This window comes from Propylenella binzhouense (assembly GCF_009866965.1).
Lineage (GTDB): Bacteria > Pseudomonadota > Alphaproteobacteria > Rhizobiales > Afifellaceae > Propylenella > Propylenella binzhouense.
Map to the genome: position 1 here is coordinate 1 of NZ_SPKJ01000201.1, position 1,892 is coordinate 1,892.

Annotated in this window: 2 protein-coding genes and 1 pseudogene; all 3 read left to right on the forward strand. The window is 75.5% G+C overall.

Going from position 1 to position 1,892, the window contains the following annotated elements; genetic code table 11:
- On the forward strand, positions 1 to 910 hold a 910-nt coding region (exbB, locus tag E4O86_RS22860), incomplete at its 5' end, for a tonB-system energizer ExbB (protein ID WP_161142841.1).
- Between the two features lie 3 nt (positions 911 to 913).
- Positions 914 to 1,396: a TonB system transport protein ExbD gene (exbD, locus tag E4O86_RS22865; protein WP_161142842.1), complete on the forward strand. Its 483-nt coding sequence runs from the start codon at positions 914 to 916 to the stop codon at positions 1,394 to 1,396.
- A pseudogene (locus E4O86_RS22870) lies at positions 1,393 to 1,892 on the forward strand (energy transducer TonB); the annotation flags it as partial. The gene exbD and the pseudogene E4O86_RS22870, both read left to right, overlap by 4 nt.

The following is a 1,892-nucleotide window of genomic DNA, read 5'->3' on the forward strand; positions in this document are numbered from 1 at the left end:
CGCCGCGCCGCAATCCGCATCGCCGGCCGAGCCGCCGGCGACGGCCGCTCCCGCTGCGGCGGAGACGCCCGCCGTCCCGCCTTCGCCCGCCGCCGAAGGACCGGCCGTCCCGCCTTCGCCGGCCGCTGAACCCGGCCCCGACATGGCTCCGGATGCGGATTCCGACACGGCACCGCCGGCCGAATTCGCGCCCGCCGACGCCACGCTGCCGCACGACCTGTCGCCCTGGGGCATGTTCCTCGCCGCGGACATCGTGGTGAAGGGGGTCATGCTCGGCCTCGCCTTCGCCTCGCTCGTCACCTGGACGGTGTGGCTCGCCAAGAGCCTCGAACTGCTCGCCGCCAAGCTCCGGACCCGCCGCGCCCTCGCCGTGATCGCGGCCTCCGGCACGCTCGGCGACGCGAGCCGCGCGCTCGCCGCCCGCGGCGGGACGGCCGCCCTCCTCGTCCGCTCCGCCGAGCGCGAAATGGCGCTTTCCGCCGCCCACATCGACCAGGCCGGCGCATCCGGCACGCTGCAGCGCATCGCCTCGGTGCTGTCGCGCATCGAGGCGCAGGCGGCGCGCCGGATGACGCGCGGAACCGGCATCCTCGCGACGATCGGCTCCACGGCGCCCTTCGTCGGCCTGTTCGGCACGGTCTGGGGCATCATGAACGCCTTCATCGGCATATCGGAGGCGCATACGACCAATCTCGCCGTGGTCGCGCCCGGCATTGCGGAGGCGCTGCTCGCCACCGCGCTCGGCCTCGTCGCGGCGATCCCCGCGGTCGTCATCTACAACGTCTTCGCGCGGTCGATCGCGGGCTACCGGCATCTGCTCGCAGACGCGGCGGCCGCGACCGAGCGGCTGGCGAGCCGCGACCTCGACCGGCGAAGGTCGCTCCCCGCCCTCGCGCGCGCGGCGGAATGAGCGATGGCCGGCAGCCTGACGCCGCACGACGCCGAGGACGATCTCCGGGAGAACCACGAGATCAACGTCACGCCGTTCATCGACGTGATGCTGGTGCTTCTCATCATCTTCATGGTCGCCGCCCCGCTCGCCACCGTCGACGTCGAGGTCGACCTGCCCTCCTCGAGCGCCGCGCCGCAGCCGCGCCCGGACGAGCCGCTCTACCTCACCGTGAAGGAGGACCTGAGCCTCGCGCTCGGCGAGGACGATGTCGCGCGCGAGGCGCTCGCCCCGGCGCTCGAGCGCGCCACCGAGGGCGACCACGAGGCCCGCATCTTCCTGCGCGCCGACCGCGCGGTCCCCTATGGCGAACTGATGGCGGTGATGAACCTGCTGCGGGCCGCGGGCTATCTGAAGATCGCCCTTGTCGGCCTCGAGGCGCCGCTCCCCGACCCGGACGCGCCGGGCGGGACGCCGGCGCCGGCCGGATCCGCCGGCGCGCCATGATCGCCCACCCGTCCGCCTCCGGCCCGGGCGCCGACCGCCACCTCTGGCTGCGCAGCCTGCTCTGGGCGCTCGCCGCTCTGGCCGCGCTCACCGGACACCTCGCCGCCGCCTTCCTGGTGATGCGGGAGCCGCCGGCCGAGCCGGCGGACACGCCCCCGCCGGCCGCGATCATGATCGACCTCGCCCCTGCGCCGGCGGCGCCCGAGGATACCGAGCCGGAGATCGCCCCCGACCTGCAGGACGCGCAGGGAGAGCCGGTCGAGGCGCCCGAGAAGCCGGTCGAGCCCGATCCCCTTCCCGAGCAGCCGGTTCCCGAAGAGGTGCCGGAGCCGCCGCCGGCGCCGGTCGAGGAAGCCATGCCCGAGGCGGTGCCCGAGCCTGCGACGGAGCCCGCCGCATCCGACGAGCCGCCGCCCCCCGAGACGGCCGAGACCGCGCCGGCCGAGGCGCCGGCCGTGCCGCTTCCCGAGATGCGTCCGCCGCCGCCGCGCAGGCT

Bases quoted from the DNA above. Each gene is read 5' to 3' on its own strand.
- exbD (WP_161142842.1), top strand. From the start codon at position 914: ATGGCCGGCAGCCTGACGCCGCACGACGCCGAGGACGATCTCCGGGAG.